The sequence below is a fragment of the Rhodoplanes sp. P11 genome (assembly GCF_964266735.1).
Taxonomy (GTDB): domain Bacteria; phylum Pseudomonadota; class Alphaproteobacteria; order Rhizobiales; family Xanthobacteraceae; genus Rhodoplanes; species Rhodoplanes serenus.
This window is the reverse complement of sequence record NZ_CAXWGY010000020.1, coordinates 146931-161958: the sequence shown is the minus strand read 5'-3', so window position 1 is coordinate 161958 and position 15028 is coordinate 146931. Positions and strand designations below refer to the sequence as shown.

Here is a 15028-nt window from a genome sequence, read left to right as displayed (position 1 = left end):
TCGGCGCGTCCGCGTCGCCGATGGCCGCGATGCGAGGAGGCGTGGCGTGCTGATCCGTGCCGCCGGCCTCGGCGCCGAGGCCGCCTACAAGCTCCTCACCGGCAGCGTCGTGCCGCGGCCGATCGCATGGATCACCACCGTGTCGCCCGCTGGGCTCGTCAACCTGGCGCCGTTCAGCGCCTTCACGTTCCTGTCCAACACGCCGCCGATGATCGGCGTCAGCATCGGCCGCAAGGCCGGGGTGCTCAAGGATACCGCCCGCAACATCCGGGCGAGCCGCGAGTTCGTCGTCAACGTCGCCGACGAGAGCCGGATCGACGCCGTGCATGCGAGCGCCCGCGAGTATCCGGCCGATGTCGGCGAGGCGGAGCTGCTCGGCCTCGCCACCGTGGCGAGCGCCGCGGTGGTGCCGCCACGGCTCGCAGTGGCGCGGGTCGCGCTCGAATGCCGGCTCGTCCGTGTGCTGACCTTCGGCGCGGCGCGGACCAACTTCTTCGTCGCCATGGTCGAGGTGTTCCAGATCGACGACGCTATCCTCACCGACGGCAAGATCGACACAGCGCGGTTGCGCCCGCTCGCCCGGCTCGGCGGGCCGCGTTACGCGACGCTGGGGTCGATCGTCTCGCGGGCGCCGATCCCGACCACGCCGAAGTGATCGCCGACGGGTTCCCGGGCCGGGATCGGGCGGTTTCAGCGGGAGTAACCGGACCGACAGGGTTTCCCGCGCCCGCCGCGGCGGCCGGCCCGGCGAGCGCGGGTCGGCGCGCCGCACCCCGGAGGGGATTGTCCGGACCACCGACGAGCCGCCATGGACGCCGGCACCCGGCGGTGGCGTGGCGCTGCCGGCCGGCCCGCTCAGGAGGCGAAGCGAACCAGCGCCTGGCCGGCCTGGACGGTCTCGCCGATCGCGCAGGCGATCTCGGCGACGACGCCGGCGCGGTCGGCCGTCACCGGGTTCTCGAACTTCATCGCCTCGATCACCGCCAGCACGTCGCCCCGCTCGACCGTGGCGCCGGCGCCGACCGGCACCGCGACGACGACGCCGGGCATCTCGGCGTGCATCCAGTCGCCCGCGGCGGCACTCTCGTGATCGGCGCGGGTGATGCGCGAGACCTCGGCGCGGACGCCGTCGAGAATCACCTCGACGGCCGCCTCCGAGACCCGAGCCTGCCAGCGCCGTCCACCAACCTCGCCGGCGACGCGGTGCGGGGCGACGCGGCGGCCCGTCACCGTGACGGTGGCGGCGACCCCGTCGTGGCCGGTCTCGACCGTCACCGCGTCGCCGCGTAGCGCTCGCACGATCGACACCGAGCGGGTGCCGGCGAGACTGGTGGCGACGCGGCCGAGGGCGCCGTCGGCGGCGAGATCGGCGCGCCCGAACGGCCGGGTCGCCCCTGGCGACCAGGGCGAGGCGGCGGCGCCGGCTAGCGGCACGGCGTCGAGCACCACGGCGGCCGCCGCTGCGGCGGTCACCGCCGCCTCGTCGGCCGTGGCCGCGAGCTCTGGCAGCGCCTCGTCGACGAAGCGCGTGTGGACGGCGGCGGCGGCGACCTCGGGGCGGGCCAGCAGCCGCGCCAGGAAGCCGACATTGGTGGTCAGCCCGAGGATGACGGTGTCGGCGAGGGCGCGCCGCATCGCGGCGAGCGCCGCGCCGCGATCCCCGCCGTGCACGATCAGCTTGGCGATCATCGGATCGTAGTGCGGCGGCACGGTGCTGCCGGCCTCCACGGCGCTGTCGACGCGGGTTCCGGCCGGCCAGCCGAGATCGACGACGCGCCCCGGAGCGGGACGGAAGCCGGCCGCCGTATCCTCCGCGTAGACCCGGCACTCGAAGGCGTGGCCGGTCGCCGCGATGGCGTCCTGGGCGAGCGGCAGCGGCTCGCCGGCCGCGATCCGGAGTTGCCACTCGACGAGGTCGAGGCCGGTGATCGCCTCGGTGACCGGATGCTCCACCTGGAGGCGGGCGTTGACCTCGAGCGCATAGAAGGCGCCGTCCGCCCCGACGATGAACTCGAAGGTGCCGGCATTGCGGTACGCCAGCGCGCGGGCGCCGTCGACGGCGGCCGCCCACAGGGCGCGCCGCAGCGCCTCGGGCAGCCGCGGCGCCGGCGCCTCCTCGATCACCTTCTGGTGCCGCCGCTGGAGCGAGCATTCGCGGTCGAACAGATGCACCACGTCGCCGCGGCCGTCGCCGAACACCTGCACCTCGACATGGCGCGGCCGCTCGATCAGCCGCTCGACCAGCAGGCGGCCGTCGCCGAAGGCGGCGCGCGCGGTGCGGACCGCCGACTCGATCGCCGGCCGCGCCTCGTCGGCCCGGCTCACCACCGTCATCCCCTTGCCGCCGCCGCCGGCGACGGGCTTGAGCAGGGCCGGGCAGCCGACCGCGGCGATCAGGCGGGCGACCTCGTCGGCGTCCGCGGAGGCGGTGTCGGAGCCCGGCACCACCGGAACGCCGGCCGCCGCCATCAGGGCCTTCGCACGCGCCTTGTCGCCGAGCGCCGCGATGGTCTCGGGGGCGGGACCGACGAAGATCAGCCCGGCCTGCTCGACCGCGGCGGCGAAGTCGCTGCTCTCCGACAGGAAGCCGAAGCCCGGATGAACGGCGTCGCAGCCGCTGTCGCGGGCGGCGCGGATCAGTGCCGTCCCGTCGAGATAGGAGCGTGTTGCCGGCGCCGCGCCGATCCGCACCGCCGCGGCGGCACCGGCGAGATGCGGAGCGCCGTGATCGGCGTCCGAGTAGACGGCGACGAACGGGATGCCGAGGCGCTCGCAGGTGCGGGCGATGCGGCGGGCAATCTCGCCGCGGTTGGCGATCAGCAGCTTGCGGATCATCGCGTCACATCCGGAACACGCCGAACCGAGTCTCGGCCCGGGGGGCGCCCTTGGCCATCGCGAGCGCCAGGGCGAGCCAGGCGCGGGTCTCCTCGGGGCGGATCACCGCGTCGACCCACAGCCGGGCGGCAGCGTGCAGCGGGTGGCTGGTGCGTTCGTAGGTGGCGCGGATCGGCGCCTCGAAGCGAGCCCGCTCGTCGGCTTCGAACGTCTTGCCGGCGCCGCGGAGCTGGCTTTCGCGCACCAGGCTCAACACGGTAGCGGCCTGCTCGCCGCCCATCACCGAGGTGCGGGCGTTCGGCCACATCGCCATCAGCCGCGGCCCGAAGGCGCGGCCGCACATGGCGTAGTTGCCGGCCCCGTAGCTGCCGCCGATCAGCAGGCTGAGCTTGGGCACCCGGGCGGTCGCCACCGCATTGACCAGCTTGGCGCCGTGGCGGGCGATGCCGCCGGCCTCGTACTCCTCGCCCACCATGAAGCCGCTGACGTCGTGCAGGAACAGGAGCGGGATGTCGCGCTGGCAGCAGAGCGCGATGAAGTTCGCCGCCTTCTGGGCGCTCTCCGCATAGAGCACGCCGTCGTTCATCACGATGCCGACGCCGTAACCCTCGATCGCCCCGGTGCCGCACACGATGGTGCGGCCCCAGCGGGCGCGGTACTCCTCGAGCCGGCCGCCGTCGAGCAGCCGGGCCAGGATGTCGCGCACCGGCATGCGCTGGCGCGGGCTCGCCGGCACCAGGCCGGCGATCTCGCTCGGCGGATGCAGCGGCGGCTCGGGGGCGACGTCGGGGCCCGGCAGTGGGCGCGGCGGCGTGCGCGACAGAACGGCGCGCAGGATGGCGATGGCGTGCAGGTCGTCCTCGGCGAGATGGTCGGCGACCGCGCTCGCCCGGGTGTGGACATCGGCGCCGCCCAGCGTCTCGGCATCGACCACCACGCCGGTGGCCGCCTGCACGAGCTGTGGCCCGCCGAGAAAGATGGTGCCGTTGCCGCGCACGATCACGGTCTCGTCGCACATCGCCGGGATGTAGGCGCCCCCCGCCGTGCAGGAGCCCATGACGGCGGCGATCTGCGGCAGGCCGGCCGCCGAAAGCTCGGCGATGTTGCGGAAGATGCGGCCGAAGTGGTTCTCGTCCGGGAAGATGTCCTCCTGCATCGGCAGGAAGGCACCGCCCGAGTCGACCAGGTAGAGGCAGGGCAGGGCGTTCTCGCGCGCCACCTCCTGGGCCCGGATCTGCTTCTTGACAGTGAGCGGATAGTAAGTGCCGCCCTTCACGGTCGCGTCGTTCGCCATCACCATGACGAGGCGCCCGCACACCGTGCCGACCCCGGTGACGATGCCGGCCGACGGCACCGGATCGTCGTAGACCGCGTGGGCGGCGAGCTGGCCGATCTCCAGGAACGGTGTCGCCGGGTCGAGCAGATGAGCGATGCGCTCGCGCGCCGTCAGCTTGCCGCGGGCGCGGTGGCGGGCGATCGCCTCGGCGCTGCCGCCGGCGACGGCGAGGTGGCGCGCCCGCTCGATCGCCTCGCACTGGGCGTGGTACGCCTCCGCGTTCTGCTCGGCGGGCGAGCGCGCCGCCGCGGCGTCCGGCCCGGTCGGCATGTCAGCTCGCTCCCACACCGGCGTCCGCCACCCCCTTCGCGCCGGCGCCGGGACCGGCCGTGCCGGCCATACCCGGCGCCACCGCCGGTAGGCGGAGCAGGCCGTTGCCCATCGCCTTGCCGGTCTGGTCGAGCCGCAGCGTGCGGGTGGCACCGCCGCCGAGGGCGCGCCGCATCACCACCACGACGGCCTCGATGTTGTCCATCGGATAGATCTCGACCGCGCCGCGGACCCAGTCGCCGAACAGCGCCTTGATCCGCTCGGGGGTGAGGCTCGCGCGCAGCACCGGATAGTCGGCGGGGGTGCGGGCGATCACGCCGACCGACACCACGTCGCCCTTGTCGCCCGAACGCACATAGGCGATGTCGCGGAGAAGCTGCACCTTCAGACCTCCAGGATGCTGACGCGTTGGGTGACGGTGTGGCGCGGCACCAGCGTCGGCCACACGCCGTACACCGGCCGCGGCTTCATCGGGGTACCGAACGAGGTGCCGCCGGGTCCCATGATCCAGAGCTGGGCGCAGGCGCGGCGCACCTTCTCGGCCTCGGCCCGGGTCGCGGTGTGGACGGCGACGCGCAGGCCGATCTCGGCCGGCTCGTAGTCGGGCCGCGGCGAGGCCGGCCCGTGCAGCATGTCGACGCCGACGAGGTCGAAGTGGATCGCGCCGGCGCGCAGCCCGAGCCGATCGAACCGTTCGCGCAGCGTCTGCTTGGCCTTCTCGGCGCGCGCGATGGCGTCCGGCCAGGGGAAGAACAGCATGCCTTCGCCGATCCAGCCGTCCTCGTACCCGACCACCAGCTTGAGCGTGTCGGGGCGCGGATGGCCGCCCATGCCGGAGAGCCGCACCCGGTCGGGGCCGATCTCCTCGACGGCGAGGCGGGTGAAGTCGGCGACGCCGTCCGGCATCAGATAGCGGGCCGGGTCGCCGATCTCGTAGACGAGATGCTCCTTCACCGTGAAGGCGTCGACGCGGCCGCCCGAGCCGGCGATCTTGGTGACCACCGCGGTGCCGTCCTCGGCGAACTCGACGATCGGGAAGCCGACCCGGCCCATCGCCGGCATCTCGGCGAAGCGCGACGACATGCCCCCGGTGGCGGCGGCGGCGCACTCGACCACGTGGCCGACCGTGATGGCGGCGGCGATGCGGTCCGCGTGGGCGTCGTCATAGGGCCAGCCGAAGGCGTGCATCACCGGGCCGACATAGAGGGCGTTGTCGGAGACCCGGCCGGCGATCACCACGTCGGCGCCCTGGTCGAGCGCCGCCACGATGCCGGAGGCGTCGGTGTAGACGTTGGCGGCGACGACGCGGTCGCGGACGGCGGCGAAGTCGGGGTCGCCGGTGTCGAGATTGGTGAGGTCGGTGCCGCCGTCGATCAGCGCGTCGAGCTGGTCGAGGACGTCGTCGCCCTCGACGACACCGATGCGCAGGCCGCTGAGCCCGAGATCGCTGGCGACGTCGCGCACTCGCTCGGCGCCGGCCGGCGGATTGGCGCCGCCGCCGTTGCAGACGATGCGGGTGCCGGCGGCGCGGGCGGGCGGAAGCAGCGTCGCCAGGTGGGCCGGCAGATCCGGGATGAAGCCGGAACCGGGATCCTTCTGACGCTGCCGTTGCAGCAGCGCCATGGTCAGCTCGGCCAGATAGTCCATCGACAGGACGTCGAGCCGGCCCTTCTCCAGGAGCTCGACAGCGGGGTCGAGCGCGTCGCCCCAGAATCCCGATCCCGCGCCGAGCCGCAGCGGCTGTCTCATCCCGGTCCTCCCTGCGCCTCGGCCGTCCCGGCGGGCGTTGTCCCGGGGTCGCGGCACGGTCTCGCGGACCGGCGCCACCGACGCGGCCAGCGCGGCCGGTGCGCCTCGCCCGGTGCGCTCAACTGTGCCGGCGTGGCGATCGAAGTCAAGCATAATTGAAAATGAGTTCCGCAAGATGGATTTTTGAGTTGACCGTCGCGACGCCCCCCTCCTAAGCTCGCGGCACGACCGGAGACGACGCGCGGCGGCAGACCCGGCGCGGGTGGACGGGAGGGCGAGCCGGATGCCGGGCGACGATTCAGCCGACGAGGACGATCACGTGCGGTTCGCCGTCGCGGACGGCGTCGCCATCGTGACGCTCGACCGGCCGGCGCGCCGCAACGCCCTCACGGCAAGCATGGCGAATCGCCTGACCGGGCTGTGGCACCGCATCGACGGCGATCCGCAGATCCGCGCTGTGGTGCTCGACGCCGCCGACTGCGGCACCTTCTGCGCCGGCATGGATCTGCACGAGATGGCGGCCGCGCGGGACGCCGGCGCCGACCTGCTGGACCGCATGGACGATCCGTTCCAGGAACGGCTGCGGGCGCTGCGCCCGCCGGTCGTCTCCGCGCTCGTCGGGCATGTCGGCGGTGCCGGCATGCTGCTCGCGATGGCGGCCGACATCCGAATCGGGCTCGCCGGGACGCGGTACGCGATCCCCGAGGTGTGCTGGGGGCGCGGCACCGGTTGGGCGGTGCCGATGCTGTGGATGCTGCCGCGGCCGGTGTTGGCCGAGATGGTGCTGACCGGCGACCCGGTGCCGGTCGAGGAGCTGTGGCGGCACGGCTTCGTCAATCACGTCGAGGCGAGCGCCGCGGCGGTGCGCGACCGCGCCGCCGCCACGGCCCGCCGCATCGCCGAGAACGCGCCGCTCTCGGTCGCCGCCGCCAAGGCGACGCTGGCGGCCGGGATGGATCTCGGCTGCGCCGCCGGCCTCGCCCGCGCCGCCGAGCTGCACCGCCCCGTCTACGCCAGCCGCGACGCCGCCGAGGGGCCGCGCGCCTTCGCCGAGAAGCGCCGGCCGCTGTGGCGCGGATGCTGACGCGACGCCCAGCCGAGGAGCCGACATGATCGACCAACCCTTTCCGGAGCTGGCCGTCGGCCAGACCCGCGTGTCGCGCGGCCGCACCCTGACCGAGACCGACGTCGTCAACTTCTGCATGCTCACCGGCAATTGGCTCGAGATCCATGCCAACGAGGAGTTCGCCAAGCGCGCCCTGTTCGGCCGGCGGGTGGTACAGGGCTCGCTGGTGTTCTCGATCGTCAACGCCCTGCTGCCGTTCGATGCGAGCGTGGTGGCGGCGTTCTACGGCGTCGATCGGCTGCGCTTCCTGGCGCCGAGCTTCATCGGCGACACCGTGTGGGCGCGCTCCGAGATCATCGCGCTGCGCGAGAAGACGCCCGAGGCCGGCGTCGTCACCTGCGAGCTGGTCGGCGCCAATCAGCGACGCGAGCGCATCCTGCGCTGCGAGTTCAGCCTGCTGATCCGCGCGGAGCGCCTGCTGCCGCCCGACAACGATCCCTTTTCGTCCCTGGAGTCCCCGACGTCATGAACTTCCTCGACAGCGAGCAAACCGCCTGGCGCGACACCGTCGACCGATTCATGGAGAAGGAGGTCACCCGCGAGTACATCCGTCGCCAGGACGTCGAGCGCGCCTACCCGTACGACGCCTATGCCAAGATCGCGGCGGCCGGCTGGCTGCGCCTGCTGATTCCCGAGGACCACGGCGGCGACGGTGGCGACATCTTCGCCTACGCGCTGATGTGCGAGGGGCTGGGCAAGTTCGGCTTCGACTTCGCCACCTCGGTGCTGGTGCCGACCTTCACGGCGATGAACATCGTCAAGCACGGCACCGATGCCCAGAAGACCGCCTGTCTCGAGCCGTTCATGCGCGGCGACCTGCGCTTCTCGATCTCGATCTCGGAGCCGTCGGCGGGCTCCGACGCCGCCGCCACCCGCACCCGCGCGACCCGCGACGGCGACCACTACGTGATCCGCGGCCAGAAGCTGTGGTGCAGCGGCGCCGCCGCCCGCGACGTCACCATCCAGATGCTGGTGCGCACCGACCCGTCTACCAACAAGCACAAGGGCCTGTCGGTTCTGCTGGTGCCGAACGACACGCCCGGCCTCGACATCCGCAAGCTGCCGACGCTGGCGCGCCGGGCGACCGGCACCACCGAGATCTTCTGCGACGACGCGCGAGTGCCGGCCGAGAGCCTGCTCGGCCGCGAGGGCGAGGGCTGGACCATCATCACCGAGCATCTCGAGCTCGAGCGCATCGCGGTGTCGGCCGCCTACGTGGGCAACGCCCAGACCGCGGTCGACGACGCCCTGCGTTATGCCCACGACCGTCACCAGTTCGACCGGCCGATCTTCGAGTTCCAGGTGATCCGCCACATGCTGGCCGACATGCAGACCCAGGTCGACGCGGCTCGCCTGCTGGTCTATCGCGCCGCCGACCTGTCGGCGCGCGGCGTGCCCTGCGCCAAGGAGGTGGCGATGGCGAAACTGTACGCCTCCGAGACGTTGCAGACGGTGTCGCGCATGGGAATGCAGATCCTCGGCGGCCACTCGATGCTGCCGGAGGCCGACATGGAGCGCTACTTCCGCGAGGGCATGCAGAGCACCATCGGGGGCGGCACCTCGCAGATCCAGCGCACCATCATCAGCAAGGCGATGCGGGCGGCGGCCCGCTGACGGCGCCGCCGCGATGGCCCGCCTGCTGGCGCCCCTCTCGCTGCGCGGCCTGACGCTGCGCAACCGCGTCGTCGTGTCGCCGATGCAGACCTATTCGGCGCCCGACGCGGTGGCGACCCCGTGGCACCACGCTCACCTGGCGCGGTTCGCGCTGGGCGGCGCCGGCCTGGTGATGGTCGAGGCGACCGCGGTGACGCCGGAGGGCCGCTCGACCGCCGTCGATCTCGGCTTGTGGAACGATGCTCAGGGCGAGGCGCTGGCCCGCCTGGTCGAGACCGTCCACGCCTGCGGGGCGCCGGTCGGGCTCCAGCTCCAGCATGCCGGCCGCAAGGCCGCGACGGCGCCGCCCTGGCAGGGCTTCGCGCCGGTCGCGCCGGCCCCCGGCGACGAGGTGCTCGGACCGAGCGCGACCCCGGCCGCCGACGGCGGCCACGTGCCGCGGCCGATGGGCGAGGCCGACATGGACCGCCTGCGTGCCGCCTACGTGGCGGCGGCGCGGCGGGCCGACGCAGCCGGCGTCGATCTCGTCGAGATCCACATGGCGCACGGTTACCTGCTGCATAGCTTCCTGTCACCGCTCGCCAACGATCGGGCCGATCGCTGGGGCGGCGACCGCGACGGCCGGATGCGCTTCCCGCTCGCCGTGGTCGAGGCGGTGCGGGCCGCCTGGCCGGCCGGCAAGCCGCTCGCCTGCCGCATCTCGTCGGTGGACGGCGTCGGCATCGGCTGGTCGATCGAGGACTCGGTGGCGCTGGTCGGCGCCCTCCTGGCGCGCGGCGTCGACCTGGTCGACTGCTCGTCGGGCGGCATGGTGCTGTCCCGGCGCGACCTGATGGTGCGGCGCGGCCCCGGCTTTCAGGTGCCGTTCGCCAGCCGGCTGCGCCGCGAGACCGGCGCCGCCGTCATCGCGGTGGGTGCCATCACCGAGCCGGAGCAGGCCGAGGCGGTGCTGGCCGAAGAGGCCGCCGATCTCGTCGCGGTCGGCCGCGAGATGCTGGTCGATCCCAACTGGACGCTCAAGGCGGCGGCGCGGCTCGGCGTCGCCGATCCGTGGTCGCGGTGGCCGACGCCGTTCGGCTGGTGGCTCGCCCGGCGCGAGCGCGCCTGATCCCGGAACCGGCGCGTCGGGGCGACGTCCAGTCCAACTCGATCCGGCGTCGCGTTCGACGGTGCGCCGGTGTCGACCTCGCTGGAGGAGGCGGTGGCGACGGACCGATCACGTCCGTCGCCGCGACGATCTCGTCACAGCAGCGGCGCATCGGCTCGCGGGCGCCCGAGCGGGGCCGTCGTCCCGGTCGCCTGCGCTGCGGGCGGCTCGCGCCGAAGCCCGACCAGCCCGATCGTCGCGATGGCGACGAGGCCGGCGGCGTCGCTCCACACGGCCGGATAGAACAGCAGCGCCGCCGCCGCGTACATCGCGAGCCGCAGCGGCCACGACAGCGGGCGGACGAAGTAGCCCGCCGAGCCCGCCGTGATGGCCACGATGGCGATCGCCGTGACGGTGCTGTCGTAGGCGATCTGCACCCACGAGCCCTCCATCAGCACGCCGGTGCGGAAGACGAACAGGAACGGGATCAGGTACAGACCGATCGCCAGCACCACCGCGTGGCCGGCCACGCGCCAGAAGTTCACCTTGGCGATCGAGGCGGCGGCGAACACGCTGGCACAGACAGGTGGCGTGATGGCCGACAGGATCGCGAAGTAGAAGATGAACAGATGGGCGTTGAGCGGGGCGACGCCGAGCTTGACGACGATCGGCGCCGCCACCGCGGCGGCGAGGATGTAGGACGCGGTGGTCGGGACGTCCATGCCGAGCAGGATGGCGAGCGCGGCGGTGAGGATCAGGACCAGCACCAGGTTGTCGCCCGACAGCGACAGGATGAGGCTCGACACCTTGACGCCGGCGCCGGTCGCGGTCAGCACCTTGACCACGATGGCGGCGCAGGCGAGCAGCACCGCGATCATGGCGATGGCCCGGCCGCCGTCGTACAGGCCATCGAGGATCTGGCGCAGCAGGGTCACGTAGGTGGCGCCGAGGTCGGCGCGACGCCCTTCCACGAGGCACTGGAGCCCGCGCAGCACCACCAGAGTGCCGAGCAGCACCACCACGGCGGCGACGCCCGCCAGGGTCGGGGTGTAGTCGAGGGCCAGCATCCCGATCAGCACCATCACCGGCAGGTACATGGGCAGCGCCGTGAACGGGTCGAGGAGCTCGCGTGCGGTCGGCATCTCGCTGCGCGCGAGCGGTGCGATGCCCATCTTGCGGGCGCGGAAGCCGACGCTGAACCAGATGGTCATGAAGTACAGGATGGCCGGGATCAACGCCGCCACGACGACGCTGGAGTACGGAATGTCGAGCATCTCGGCCATGATGAAGGCGCCGGCCCCCATCACCGGCGGCATGATCTGCCCGCCCGCCGAGGCCACCGCCTCGATCGCCGCCGCGTAGCTCTTGGTGTATCCGGCGCGATGCATGGTCGGGATGGTGACGGGGCCGAGCGCCATCACGTTGGCGACCGCCGAGCCGGTCACCGTGCCGAACAGCGCCGAGGAGGCCGTGCATACCTTGGCCTGGCCGCCCCAGCTCCGTCCCGCCACCAGGGTGGCGAGCTTGATGAAGATCTCGGTCGCCCCGGTGCTGAGCAGGAGCGAGCCGAACACGATGAACACCGCGATCACCCGCGTGCCCATGTCGGTCATGTAGCCGAACAGGGTCTCGGTCGAGGCGTAGACGGTCTCGATCATCGTCAGGGTCGAGACGCGGGGCGGCTGCCACGCCCCGGTGATCCAATCGTGGCCCAGATAGAAGTAGAGCAGGCCGGCGAGCGACAGGATCGGCAGGAACCAGCCGATGGTCCGCCGCGCCGCCTCCAGCACCAGCACGATGGCGACGACGCCGAGCACCATGTCGAGCGGGCCGAGCTCGACCATGAAGTCGGACAGGCGCCGGTTACCGAACGCGACGTGGAAGCAAGCCCAGTAGCCTCCCAGCGCGAGCAGAACATCGGTCCACTGGAAGGCCGGGGCCTTGCCCCAGCCGGTTCGCTCGGCCGCCGCGAGCAGGAATACCGAGCCGAGGCTGAAGCCGAGGAACAGCCCGCGCTGCACCAGCGGTTCCAGCATGCCCGTGAAAGAGGTGTAGAGCTGGAACAGGGCGAAGCCGATGAGCACCACCCGCGCCGCCGCAGCGGCCCCCGTGGTCACCCGTGAGGTCGTCGGAGCGTCGGCCATGTCGATGTCTCGCGAGGGCTCGAGGAGCGTCGGCCGCTATTCGGCGACCTGCCAGTAGGCGAGGGCGCCCGGATGCACCGCGATGCCGATGTCGGCGGTCGAGAGCAGCGACTTCTTGAAGTCGTAGTCGCGAAGCTGCGGCCACACATCGATCAGGAACTTCCGGTTCTTGTCGATCGCCTGGGCGACCTTGCGGGCGGTGGCGTCGTTCATCCGCGACAGGCGGGTGGCATAGACGATCGGCACCGACGGGGTGGTGAACGTCGGGTTGTTCTTGATGAAGCCGGCCGGCAGGGTGAGGAAGCCGACGCCCGGGATCTTCGCCTTCACCTTCTCCTGCTGCTCGGGCGTGAAGCCGAGGATGCGCATGTCGACCGAGGTCATCAGCTCGCGCAAGGTGGCGTCGACGCGGTCGGCGGCGGCGTACTTGCTGTAGCCGACGAGCTGCTTGTTGCGGACGCCCTCGATGGCGTCGTTGACGGTGCCGTAGATGTAGTTCGGCTTGATGCCGAGCAGACCGAAGCTCTGGGTGATCAGGAGCTCGCCGCCGCTGCCGCGGATGCCGGGCGTGAACGGCTTGCCGGTTAGCTGGGCCAGCTCGGTGATGCCGCTGTCGGCCCGCACCGCGATGTTGATGATCGAGTTGTCGTACGGATAGAGGGCGACGAGGTCGGGCACGGCGCGGCCCTCGAACTGGCCGGCGCCGGTCTTGGCTTGGACGAAGACGTCGCCGGCGACCAGCCCGAGGTCGATTTCCCCGCGCACCAGACGGCGGACGTTGTCGACACTGGCGCCGGTCTCGACCACCGTTACGGTCGTGCCCGGATTGCCCGCCTCGATCGCCTGGGCCATGCCGACGGCGATCTGGTAGTGGCTCGAGGTGGCGTTGGTGGAGCCGAGCGTCAGCGTCTCGGCGCGGGCGCCGTCGACGGCTGCGAGCCCGATCAGCGCCGTGGCCGCCAGGCTGGCGGCCCGCAGCCGGGCTCCAAGACCAGATGTCGTCTTCCTCATCGTGATTCCTCCCGTGATGGTCTGCTTGGCCGCTTCTCGTGGTGGGGCCCGCCGGTCGCGCCCGGGACAGGTCCGGCGGAGCGGGACCGTGGTCGCGGGCGCGGCGGCCGGACCCTCTCGGCCCGACCGAGGGTCGCACAGAACGCGAGGGTGCACAACTATTTTGAAAACTAGTTCCGCACAGCGGACTTTTGGTGTAGGCTGGGCGCCATGTCATCATGCGACGTCCAGAGAGCAGGGAAGCGGCGATGAGCCCCGAGGAAAGCGTGCTGTTCGAGGTCGCGGACGGCCTGGCCACCATCACCTTGAACCGGCCGGAACGGCGCAACGCACTTTCGGTGGCGGCCGCCGACCGGCTGCACGACCTGTGGGACGAGATCGACTGCCGGCGCGAGATCCGGGCCGTGGTGCTCACCGCGGCGCCGTGCGGCACCTTCTGCGCCGGCATGGACCTCAAGGAAGCGTCCGAGATCGCCGCCCGCGGGATCGACGTGCTGAACCTGGTGCGCGACCCGTTCCACGAGCGGATGCGGCGCGTCAGGGTGCCGATCGTGGCCGCCATGACGGGTCACTTCGCCGCCGGCGGATTCATGCTGTCGCTCAACGCCGACCTGCGGGTCGGGCTGGCCGGCACCACCGGCGGCATCACCGAGGCCAAGCGTGGCCGCGGCTCGCCGTGGGCGATGCCGCTGCTGTGGCAGATGGCGCAACCGATCGTGATGGAGATGGTGCTGACCGGCGAGCCGCAGACCGTCGAGCGGCTGCATGCGCTCGGCTTCGTCAACTACGTCGAGCCGACCGTCGAGGCGGTGCGGGCACGGGCCGACCGGCTCGCCCGCACCATCCTGGCGAATGCGCCGCTGTCGGTCGCCGCCGGCAAGGAATCGATCCTGCGGACCATGAGCCTCGGCTGCGACGCCGGGCTCGCCGAGGCGAAGCGCATCTACGGCCGCGTCTACGCCAGCCGGGACGCCCAGGAAGGCCCGCGCGCCTTCGCCGAGAAGCGCGCTCCGGTGTGGAGCGGCACCTAGCGGGCCGGGAGCATGGTGGTGTCGGATTCCCCGAAGGACAAGGCGGCCGAGGTGGTCTCGCTCGCCCGCGGGCTCGCCATCCTGCGGGCGTTCCGGGCGATCGACGCGCCGCTCGGAAACAAGGACATCGCCGAGCGGACCGGCCTGCCCAAGGCGACGGTGGCGCGGCTGACCTACACGCTGTGCGGCATGGGCTATCTTCGCCAGGTCGGCATCCACGGCCAGTATCATCTGGGCGACAAGGTCACCGGCCTCGGCCATGCGCTGCTGCGCACGCTGCCGGTCCGCCAGGTCGCCGGGCCGTTGATGCAGGCGATGGCCGACCGCTACGAGATGTCGGTGGCGCTCGGCATCGGCGACGGTGCCGACATGCTGTACCTGCACTACTGCTCGGGTCCCGAGACGGTGACGATGCGGCTGAGGGTCGGCGCGCTGGTGCCGATGGCGCTGTCCGCCATGGGGCGCGCGTATCTGTGGGCGCTGCCGCCGGAGGCACGGGCGCGGTGTCTCGCGGCGATCCGCGCGGCGAGCGGCGCCGAGGCCGACGCCGTCGCGGCGACGGTCCGCGCCGCCCTCGCCGAGGTGGAGGCGCACGGCTTCTCCACCTCGTTCGGCCACTGGCGGCGGGAGATCTACGCGGTCGGCGCGCCGGTGTGGCTCGACCGCGGCGACACCGTGCTGGCGCTGAACTGCGGCACGCGCCGGCGCGACCTCGACAAGGCTGTCTTTCATCGCGAGCTGGGGCCGGCCCTGATGGCGATGTCGAGCGAGATCAGCCACCGCATGGACCAGCTCGGTGCGAGCTTCTGGAACGAGTGACCCTGC

At 72.3% G+C, this 15028-nt stretch carries 13 protein-coding genes; 7 read left to right on the top strand and 6 right to left on the bottom strand.

Annotation, left to right across the window (positions count from 1 at the left end; all coding sequences use genetic code 11):
* The first annotated feature begins 46 nt into the window (after positions 1 to 46).
* Positions 47 to 655 carry a flavin reductase family protein gene (locus tag ACFQUV_RS22350; RefSeq protein ID WP_129611237.1) on the top strand — a complete coding sequence of 203 codons (609 nt, stop codon included), beginning with the start codon at positions 47 to 49 and terminating at the stop codon, positions 653 to 655.
* 200 nt (positions 656 to 855) lie between these two features.
* On the opposite strand, the gene ACFQUV_RS22345 is transcribed toward ACFQUV_RS22350, so the two are convergent.
* The 4 genes from ACFQUV_RS22345 to ACFQUV_RS22330 are packed head-to-tail and all read right to left on the bottom strand — an operon-like array spanning position 856 to position 6190.
* Complete coding sequence (locus tag ACFQUV_RS22345) at positions 856 to 2835, bottom strand: biotin carboxylase N-terminal domain-containing protein (RefSeq protein WP_129611238.1); 1980 nt, start codon at positions 2833 to 2835, stop codon at positions 856 to 858.
* Positions 2836 to 2839: 4 nt separating this feature from the next.
* A complete protein-coding gene (locus ACFQUV_RS22340) occupies positions 2840 to 4441 on the bottom strand; it encodes a carboxyl transferase domain-containing protein (protein ID WP_129611239.1) in 1602 nt (533 codons plus the stop codon).
* Between the two features lies 1 nt (position 4442).
* On the bottom strand, positions 4443 to 4823 hold the full coding sequence (locus ACFQUV_RS22335; RefSeq protein ID WP_207211592.1) for a hypothetical protein: 381 nt from the start codon (positions 4821 to 4823) through the stop codon (positions 4443 to 4445).
* Positions 4824 to 4825: 2 nt separating this feature from the next.
* A complete protein-coding gene (locus ACFQUV_RS22330) occupies positions 4826 to 6190 on the bottom strand; it encodes an acyclic terpene utilization AtuA family protein (RefSeq protein ID WP_129611240.1) in 1365 nt (454 codons plus the stop codon).
* A 319-nt stretch (positions 6191 to 6509) separates the two neighbouring features.
* Here ACFQUV_RS22330 and ACFQUV_RS22325 point away from each other — a divergent pair, with 319 nt between their 5' ends.
* The 4 genes from ACFQUV_RS22325 to ACFQUV_RS22310 are packed head-to-tail and all read left to right on the top strand — an operon-like array spanning position 6510 to position 10038.
* Positions 6510 to 7274 carry an enoyl-CoA hydratase/isomerase family protein gene (locus tag ACFQUV_RS22325; RefSeq protein ID WP_244601740.1) on the top strand — a complete coding sequence of 255 codons (765 nt, stop codon included), beginning with the start codon at positions 6510 to 6512 and terminating at the stop codon, positions 7272 to 7274.
* A 25-nt stretch (positions 7275 to 7299) separates the two neighbouring features.
* A complete protein-coding gene (locus ACFQUV_RS22320) occupies positions 7300 to 7785 on the top strand; it encodes a MaoC/PaaZ C-terminal domain-containing protein (protein WP_129611242.1) in 486 nt (161 codons plus the stop codon).
* Positions 7782 to 8930: an acyl-CoA dehydrogenase family protein gene (locus ACFQUV_RS22315; protein ID WP_129611243.1), complete on the top strand. Its 1149-nt coding sequence runs from the start codon at positions 7782 to 7784 to the stop codon at positions 8928 to 8930. The genes ACFQUV_RS22320 and ACFQUV_RS22315 overlap by 4 nt, the downstream gene beginning before the upstream one ends.
* 13 nt (positions 8931 to 8943) lie before the next feature.
* Positions 8944 to 10038 carry an NADH:flavin oxidoreductase/NADH oxidase gene (locus ACFQUV_RS22310; protein WP_129611244.1) on the top strand — a complete coding sequence of 365 codons (1095 nt, stop codon included), beginning with the start codon at positions 8944 to 8946 and terminating at the stop codon, positions 10036 to 10038.
* A gap of 134 nt (positions 10039 to 10172) precedes the next feature.
* Here ACFQUV_RS22310 and ACFQUV_RS22305 read toward each other — a convergent pair whose 3' ends face one another.
* Together ACFQUV_RS22305 and ACFQUV_RS22300 are read right to left on the bottom strand one after the other, a co-directional pair.
* The gene (locus tag ACFQUV_RS22305) at positions 10173 to 12161 is read right to left on the bottom strand and encodes a TRAP transporter fused permease subunit (protein WP_129611245.1); all 1989 of its coding nucleotides are present in this window, start codon (positions 12159 to 12161) and stop codon (positions 10173 to 10175) included.
* Between the two features lie 36 nt (positions 12162 to 12197).
* The gene (locus ACFQUV_RS22300) at positions 12198 to 13172 is read right to left on the bottom strand and encodes a TAXI family TRAP transporter solute-binding subunit (protein WP_129611246.1); all 975 of its coding nucleotides are present in this window, start codon (positions 13170 to 13172) and stop codon (positions 12198 to 12200) included.
* Positions 13173 to 13420: 248 nt separating this feature from the next.
* On the opposite strand from ACFQUV_RS22300, the gene ACFQUV_RS22295 reads away from it, so the two are divergent.
* Both ACFQUV_RS22295 and ACFQUV_RS22290 read left to right on the top strand, forming a co-directional pair.
* Entirely contained in the window at positions 13421 to 14203 is a 783-nt protein-coding gene (locus ACFQUV_RS22295; protein ID WP_129611247.1) for an enoyl-CoA hydratase/isomerase family protein, read from the top strand.
* A gap of 18 nt (positions 14204 to 14221) precedes the next feature.
* Entirely contained in the window at positions 14222 to 15022 is an 801-nt protein-coding gene (locus ACFQUV_RS22290) for an IclR family transcriptional regulator (RefSeq protein ID WP_165364165.1), read from the top strand.
* Positions 15023 to 15028: the final 6 nt, after the last annotated feature.